This is a genomic window from Streptosporangium sp. NPDC005286, assembly GCF_040607515.1.
Classification (GTDB): Bacteria; Actinomycetota; Actinomycetes; order Streptosporangiales; family Streptosporangiaceae; genus Streptosporangium.
In genome coordinates this window covers 1-7,408 of sequence record NZ_JBEXGU010000282.1, presented here as the reverse complement: position 1 = coordinate 7,408, position 7,408 = coordinate 1, and the positions used below count along the sequence as shown (strand labels likewise).

Here is a 7,408-nt window from a genome sequence, read left to right as displayed (position 1 = left end):
CAACCTTGAGGGTTGGCCGTGTTCCCGCCACCCCCGGGCTGCGCGGACCGCTCAGCCGGTGGGTGCCCGGGGTCAGCTGTTCGCCGCGGTGAACGCGGCCGCCCCGCCGACGAGCGGCAGCATGACCGTGCTCTTCGTCGTGTCGAGGTGCAGCGTCGCGCCGGGGGTGGGCCGGATGGTGTACTCGTAGTCGCTCGACAGCAGCACGATGCCGATGCGGTGTCCCGCCGCGAACACGTAGTCATGCGGCTGCATGTCGAAGTCGAGGCGGTACGGGCTGCCCGGCTTGACCGGTTCGGTCTTCGAGATCGACTTACGGTTCTGCGGATCCACCCAGCCCCGGGTGATGATCTTCGCCTTGCCGTTCTGGTCGTAGTCGACGAGCAGCGCCGTGACGTTCGCGGCCGGCTGCCCGAAGGACATCCGCAGTGATACCTGCGGCGTGCCGCTGAGCCGGACCGCACCGGTCAGCGTCCCCGACTTGTAGGCCAGGCGGTTGGGAGACGTCACGGCGTCGGCGAGGGTCAGCGCCCGCTTCGACGCGTCGTCGACGATCGTCTCGGTCACCGGCTTGCCCAGGCGGGTCTTGTCGCCGGTGAGGACACCGGCGGTGCCGTCCGTGCTGGGCGCCAGGTTGAGCTCGGTGGCGGCCGCGGCCGGTTCGGGCCACTCGGGGTATTCCACCAGCGTCCTGTCCTCGCGCTGGATCAGCGCCCGCTGGTCGTTCTCCACGCCGTTCTCCTGGCCCCACAGGTAGCGGGTGAACCAGCGGTTGAGCACGTTGACGCTCGGGGAACCGCCATGCCCGCCCTGGTGCAGATAGATCTTGTGCGGCACCCCGCGCGCCTTGAGCGCCTCGTACCACTGCGCGGCGTGCTTGGTCTTGACGTTCCAGTCGTTGAGCCCGTGCGCGACCAGCGTCGCGGCGCGGACCTTGTCGACGTCGTTCATGTAGTTACGCTCGTCCCAGAAGGCGCTGTAGTCGCCGGTGACCCGGTCCTGCGCCTTGGCGAGCTCCTCGATGACGCTTCGGCAGATCTGCTTGTTCGCGCGGGTGTGGACGTACTCCGCGAGCACGTCGGCGTCCTCGCCCTGGTAGCCGCCCGGGGCGACGACGGCGCCGTTCGCGCGGTAGTAGTCGTACCAGCTCGAGATCGCCGAGATCGGCACGATGGCCTCAAGGCCCTCGACACCGGTGCTCGCGACCGCGTTGGGCAGGGTGCCGTTGTACGACGTGCCGATCATGCCGACCTTGCCGGTCGTCCACGTGGCATTGACCTCCCTGCCGGTGGCGTCGTAGGCCTTCGCGCGCCCGTTCAACCAGTCGACGACCGCTTTCGCGCCGATGGTCTCGTTGCGCCCACCGGTGGTCGGACAGCCGTCGGACTTACCACTGCCCAGCGACTCGGCATGGACCACCGCGAAACCGCGAGGCAGCCAGTTGGACTCGTGACTGGTGCTGATGGCGGGCTGCGGGCCGGTGCCCGTGACGGCCTCGTCACCGTCGGCCACGCCTGCCACGCCGGCGGCGGCCAGCCGCTCGTCGGTCGCCGGATCCTTCACCGAACCACCGCGGTTCATCCAGCCCTTGCCCGGACGGAGTGCCTCGTGAAGCTCGTGATCGACGTTGTGGTTCGTGACCGGGTTGCCGCCGGCGTAGTAGGGGCTGACCTCGTACACGACGGGCGACTTCAAACCGGCCGTCTCCGTCTCCCGGAGCCGGGTGACCTCGGCGTGCACCCGGTCGTTGCGTCCGTCGCCGTCACTGTCGATCGGGGTCTCGACCCACACCTCCTCGCGGATCCAGTCGTTGCGGTTCGTCGAGAACACCGGCTGGGCCATGCCGTCCGTGAAGACCGGTCCGACGGAGGGGTCGGCGGCCGCGCTGACGGGGGCCGAGGTCGCCGCGACCCCGGCGAAGGTCATGGTGGCGGCGAGACCCAGCGCCGCGACGCCGCGGCGTGCCGACCCCGGGCTACGGAGGGCGGTTGGTGCCCCAAGACCCGTCACCAGGCGTGTTATAGACATCGACAAACCTTCCCGAACAATCAGTGCGGGGCGGGAAAAGGCCCCAATCAAGGTTCAAGGGACAGTAAAGGCTGTCCCAAGAAGGCTTGATGTTATGGGCAGGAAGTACGAAATGTCTATGGATGGGCACCCTGTCTTGATCACCACAATTTCGACACATATCGAGCTAGATCTCGGCGGCTCGAACACCACACGTCGAGATCCGGGCCCCGGTGACATGCCTGGGACCGTGTACGGCCCGCCTTCCTGTTCGACCTCAGTTGGCACAGGCTGCATCGCTGATGCGGGAGAGATCCAGGACGGTGTAGCGCGTGGCAGAGGCCTCCCAGATCAGGAGTGACATTTCGGGTGTCGCCGCGCCGTACCTGATCTTGCCCCGGGTGGTCTCGGTCTCGGCACGGCCAGGGGGGCCGAGGAGTGCTTTCCGCCGGGTGCAGCGGTCGTACAGCTGGAACGGGGGGCCGAACCTGTTGTCTCCGGTGGCCGAGGGAAGGCCGAAGAGAACGAATCGGTCTCGGATCGGGGGCAGCAGGCCCAGAGCGAATCCCGGGACGATCGTACGCCCGGAGCCGTCCACTCGCTGTATGACAGTCCTCGTCAGTTCACGGGGCGGAGCGTCGGCCCGTCCGACACACCATACGGATCCGCAGTACGGCCCCTCGACGTCGTCCAGGCGCCGCGCCTTGTTCTCCTGGTGAGTGACCAGATTGACGATGCTCTGCCGCTGCATGTCGTAGGCCCAGGGCCAGGAGGTGACGCGGAGAGCCCGCCCGGGGAGCACCTGCTTGGGCTCACCTCCGGTAAGGGGGACATGCCATACGCCGTCGAACCCCCACCAGAGTGCGAGATCGTCAGTGATCTGAAAGCCTCTGGAGTAGTCCTGCCCGTTGGCAGGCAGTCGGGTCACCATCTTCATGGGGCCGCCCGCTCGGGGCATGACCCACAGTTCCATGTGGCGTTCTCCGTCGTACCGCGGGTCAGGTTTCTTCTCGCCCTGAACCAGTAAGGCCACCTGTTCCGCGTTGACAGCCGAGCGTTTGATTTCAAAACACTCCTCGCAGGCGGCCCACTCCGGCGCCGTGGCGAGGACGGTCTGCCGTCCTGTTCGGACGTTGAAGCTCAGGAGTGCCGGACGATGCTCAGACGTCGTCAGGAGAGCCGTGTCCTTGCCGAGCATCGCGAGGGGAACCACCGAGCGGCCGTTCTTGAGCTTTCCGGGCACCGTGATGAGCGCTTCCGGCCACACACCACCGGCAGGGGCCGCCGGCTCCTCGGGAAGCTCTGCGGACCATTCCGGCGGTTGTTGTGACGTGCAGGCGGTCCCCGCCCCGGCAAGAAGCAGCGACAGAGCCAGAATGAACCGTCTCGCACCAGGCTGGGGCTTCACTTGGTGTCAGACGGATCAACGGCGGGGACGGTTCCAGCCAGAACACCCGGACCACCCGCGCCCGCCGGTTTGAGCTGTCAGCCGTTCGCTGATTCCCGATGTTCGTCGGTGAGAATCGGTGAACCACCGCGTTGCCGTTGTCCTCGTAGGTGCCGGCTCTGTGCCCCTGCAGCCGAACCTTGACCCCCGGCCGTTCCCCCAGGTCTCGGTGACGCAGATGGATCCGGAGACCGAACCCTTGGAGTCCCACTCCGCGTCACGGGCCAGGGGAACCACGGGAGGAGCGGGATCGTTGGACGAGGTGATCGACTCATCGTCTTCGGCCGATACGGCCGGCGGTCCCCCTTGGGAGTTCGACATGGCAGTGACCGGCATCATCTCCGCCCTCATCGTCGGCATCGTGATCGGAGCACTCGGTCGTCTGGTGGTCCCGGGACGCCAGTCCATCCCGATCTGGCTGACCATCGTGATCGGCATCGTCGCCGCGTTCATCGGCACCGCCATCGCCACGGTGCTGGGGGTGGCCGACACCCGGGGAATCGACTGGATCGAACTGGGCCTCCAGGTCGCGGTGGCCGCCGGCGGCGTGGTGACCGCGGTGAAGATGTACGGCAGGCGGCAGATCCGCTGACCTGCTCCGGGCGCCCCGCCCCGTCTCTCCCACCGGCTCACGTTCACCGGGCCCGGCAGCAGGGCTCCGCAGCGAGGACCTCGGACCGGTGAGGGGATTCCGCCATCGCACCAGCGGGGGCCGAGCAGGTCCTCCAGGCCGATCCCGCGGTAGAACTCGGCGCGAACCCGGTCACCGACGGCGTTGACCACCTCGGCGCCGTCGTCGGCCGCCCCTTCCTCTGTCCGGATGTCGAGTTCAGATGACTCCGCCGTTGACCCGGAGCACCTGGCCGTTGACCCAGCGGGCGGGGCCCGCCAGGAAGGCCACGGCCTCGGCGATGTCGGCGGGCCGGCCCAGCCGCTCCAGTGGTGGCTGGGCGGCCATCCTGGCGACGGTCTCCTCGTCCTTGCCCTTCAGGAAGAGGTCGGTGGCGGTGGGCCCGGGGGCGACGGTGTTGACGGTGATGTCCCTGCCACGCAGTTCGCGGGCCAGGATGAGGGTCAGGCCCTCGACGGCCCCCTTGGACGCGCCGTAGGCGCCGTACCCGGGAAGGGCCAGCCCGATGACCGAGGTGGAGAAGGTGATCAGGGCGCCCCCTCGGCGCAGCCGCCGTGCGGCCTGCTGGGCGACGGCGAAGGTGCCACGTACGTTGACGCGCAGTATGCGGTCCAGCACGTCCAGGTCGAGCTCGGCGAGCGGGGTGGGCGGGTTCATGATCCCGGCGGCGTGGACCACCACGTCGACGCCGCCGAAGGTCCGTTCTGCGGCGTCGAAGAGCGCGGCGACCGCCTCGGTGTCGCCGACGTCGGCGCGGACGGCGAGTGCCTGACCGCCCTTGCCGACGACCTCCTGGACCGCGGCCTGCCCCTCGGCGTCGTTGCTCGCGTAGTTGACCACGACGGCGTATCCGTCGGCGGCAAGCCGGTCCACGACCTGGCGTCCGATGCCGCGTGAGCCTCCGGTGACGATGGCGACGCGGGCTGCCGTGCTGCTCATGATCGTTCACTCCTCCAGGAATTTATGTACACTATGTATATACATGGCTATAAACACAATGTCCATATATTTCCTGGAGGTAGTCGGTGACGCAGTCCCCCGAACCCGTCCGGCGCGGACGCGGACGCCGGCCGGCCGCCGAGGTGCGACGTGAGATCCTGCGTGCGGCCGGCGAACTCCTGCTCACCGAGGGGATGGCCGCCTTCACCATCGAGAAGGTCGCGGCGCTGGCGGGGGCGAGCAGGGTGACGCTCTACAAGTGGTGGCCCTCCAAGGGGGCGCTGGCGCTCGACGGCTACTTCGACGCCGTCGGCCCCACCCTGGCCTTCCCCGACACCGGCGACATCGCCGCCGACCTCACCGCGCAGCTGCGGGCCTTCGTCCACCTGATGCGCGACACCCGGGCCGGGCGCGTGATGCCAGAGCTCGTCGGCCACGCCCAGACCGACCCCGAGCTGTCGGCGCTCCTTCGCGAGCGCTACTCGGCACCGCGCAGAGCACTCGCCGTCGAGGCACTGGAACGCGCCAGGCAGCGCGGGCAGCTACGCGAGGACGTCGACCCAGAGGTGGTCGTCGACCAGCTCTGGGGCGCCTGCTACCACCGCCTCCTCATCCCCGACCAGCCCCTCACCGACGAGTTCGCCGAGGCCCTCGTCAGGAACCTGCTGGCCGGGATCGGCCGTCGATGACCCGTCTCCCCGGCCGGCCCGAAGCTCCTGGCTGAAAGTGGGAGCGCGGATCGAGAGGGCTGGTCGTACGCCCGTACCTCGTCCGTTCCGCCCCTCAGCTGAGGACGGCGTCCAGCAGGAGGGAACCCGCGCCGAGGAGGGCGGCATCGGGGCCGCCACGGGTGACGGCGATCTCCAGGTCGCGGGTGGCCAGCGGGAGGCAGCGCTCGTAGACGGCGGCGCGGATGGAGGAGATCAGCGGCTCGGCGGTGGAGAGGCTGCCACCGACGACGATGGCGTCGGGATTGAGGAAGTTGACCAGGACGGTGAGCACCTCGCCGATGAGGCGGCCCGCGTTCCTGACCAGGGCGGTGGCCTCGGGCACGCCGTCCTCGACCAGGGCGACGACGTCGCCCGGGCGTCGCGTCGCGATGCCGAGCTCGGACAGGGCGCCCATGAGCGCGGCGCCGCTCGCGTAGGCCTCCAGGCAGTCGGGGTGGCCGCACGAGCACATGGTGGAGGAGTCGGTCCTGACCCGGACGTGGCTGATGTCGCCGGCCGCACCCCTGCCCCGGTGCAGGCGGCCGTCGACGATCACGCCGCACCCTATGCCGCTGCCGGCCTTCAGCACCATGAGGTTGTCGCACCCGGGCCATGAGCGGGCCTCGCCGACGGCCAGGAGGTTGGCGTCGTTCTCGACGAGCACCGGCAGGTCGTAGTGCGCGCCGAGATGCTCGGCGACGGGGAAGTTGTGCCAGCCGGGCATGCGCGAGGGAGACACCACCCGGCCGCTGGCGGGGTCGACGGGGCCGGGTATGCCGGTGCCGACGCCTCGCAGGGGGGCGCCGGGCGGGCCGTGGGTCAGCAGCAGCTCGTCGAACGAGGCGGCCATCCAGTCGAGGGTCGCCTCGGGGCCGAGCGCTATGTCGCAGGCGCGCTCCTCGACGACGAGGGGGGCGCCGCTGAGGTCGAGCAGGCCGAAGCGGGCGTGGTGCGCCCCGAGGTCGGCCACCGCGAGCAGGCCGGCGGTCGGGCTGACCCGCAGCCGCCGGGGCCGCCGCCCGCCCCTGGAGGTGCCCGAGCCCTCCTCGACGAGGAGCCCGGTGTCGATCAGCTCCTCGACGCGCAGGGAGACGCTCGACGCCGCCAGGCCGGAGATGCGGGCCAGCTGGGCGCGCGACTCGGCGTGGCCGGTGGCGACAAGACGCAGAAGGTCGCCCTGCGCTCCCCGCACCAGCAGCCGCTCTTTGCCTGACATGAACTAGAGGAATACCACGTCTGTACTTACTACGGCAACGTGTTGACTTCCGTAAGAATCATCTATTACCTTCCGTTTTGTCTTCGATTTCGAAGGAAGATGGCAATGATTCAGGTCAAAGGGTTGAACAAGTGGTTCGGCGATCATCACGTGCTGCGCGACATCGACCTTGATGTGGCGCGAGGCGAGGTCGTCGTGGTGGTCGGCCCCTCGGGGTCGGGCAAGTCCACGCTGTGCCGCTGCCTCAACCGGCTGGAGCCCGCCGGGTCCGGAGACATCCTCGTCGACGGCGTACCCGCCCCCGTGGAGGGCCGGGAACTGGCCAGGCTCCGGGCCGACGTCGGCATGGTGTTCCAGTCGTTCAACCTCTTCCAGCACAAGACCGTGCTGGAGAACATCGTGCTCGCGCCGATGAAGGTCCGGGGCGACTCCCGCGCCGAGGCCGAGGCGTCGGCGCG

Annotated in this window: 7 protein-coding genes; 3 read left to right on the top strand and 4 right to left on the bottom strand. The window is 69.0% G+C overall.

Annotated elements, in window-relative coordinates; all coding sequences use genetic code 11:
- Positions 1-72: 72 nt before the first annotated feature.
- The gene (locus tag ABZU75_RS44375; RefSeq protein ID WP_355568869.1) at positions 73-2,028 is read right to left on the bottom strand and encodes a Xaa-Pro dipeptidyl-peptidase; all 1,956 of its coding nucleotides are present in this window, start codon (positions 2,026-2,028) and stop codon (positions 73-75) included.
- 256 nt (positions 2,029-2,284) lie between these two features.
- On the bottom strand, positions 2,285-3,250 hold the full coding sequence (locus ABZU75_RS44370) for a hypothetical protein (RefSeq protein WP_355568866.1): 966 nt from the start codon (positions 3,248-3,250) through the stop codon (positions 2,285-2,287).
- Positions 3,251-3,773: 523 nt separating this feature from the next.
- On the opposite strand from ABZU75_RS44370, the gene ABZU75_RS44365 reads away from it, so the two are divergent.
- Positions 3,774-4,046 carry a GlsB/YeaQ/YmgE family stress response membrane protein gene (locus ABZU75_RS44365; protein ID WP_350954554.1) on the top strand — a complete coding sequence of 91 codons (273 nt, stop codon included), beginning with the start codon at positions 3,774-3,776 and terminating at the stop codon, positions 4,044-4,046.
- 237 nt (positions 4,047-4,283) lie between these two features.
- Here the strand turns inward: ABZU75_RS44365 and ABZU75_RS44360 are convergent, their stop codons facing one another.
- Entirely contained in the window at positions 4,284-5,024 is a 741-nt protein-coding gene (locus ABZU75_RS44360) for an SDR family oxidoreductase (RefSeq protein WP_355568862.1), read from the bottom strand.
- An 86-nt stretch (positions 5,025-5,110) separates the two neighbouring features.
- Here ABZU75_RS44360 and ABZU75_RS44355 point away from each other — a divergent pair, with 86 nt between their 5' ends.
- A complete protein-coding gene (locus ABZU75_RS44355) occupies positions 5,111-5,713 on the top strand; it encodes a TetR/AcrR family transcriptional regulator (protein WP_355568859.1) in 603 nt (200 codons plus the stop codon).
- A gap of 94 nt (positions 5,714-5,807) precedes the next feature.
- Here the strand turns inward: ABZU75_RS44355 and ABZU75_RS44350 are convergent, their stop codons facing one another.
- Complete coding sequence (locus ABZU75_RS44350; RefSeq protein WP_355568856.1) at positions 5,808-6,950, bottom strand: ROK family protein; 1,143 nt, start codon at positions 6,948-6,950, stop codon at positions 5,808-5,810.
- 105 nt (positions 6,951-7,055) lie between these two features.
- On the opposite strand from ABZU75_RS44350, the gene ABZU75_RS44345 reads away from it, so the two are divergent.
- Positions 7,056-7,408: ATP-binding cassette domain-containing protein (locus ABZU75_RS44345; protein WP_355568853.1), on the top strand; the 353-nt coding region annotated here is incomplete at its 3' end.

Excerpts from the sequence above, each read along its gene's own strand:
- ABZU75_RS44375 (WP_355568869.1), bottom strand. The coding sequence starts at position 2,028 with ATGTCTATAACACGCCTGGTGACGGGTCTTGGGGCACCAACCGCCCTC.
- ABZU75_RS44365 (WP_350954554.1), top strand. The coding sequence starts at position 3,774 with ATGGCAGTGACCGGCATCATCTCCGCCCTCATCGTCGGCATCGTGATC.
- ABZU75_RS44360 (WP_355568862.1), bottom strand. The coding sequence starts at position 5,024 with ATGAGCAGCACGGCAGCCCGCGTCGCCATCGTCACCGGAGGCTCACGC.
- ABZU75_RS44350 (WP_355568856.1), bottom strand. The coding sequence starts at position 6,950 with ATGTCAGGCAAAGAGCGGCTGCTGGTGCGGGGAGCGCAGGGCGACCTT.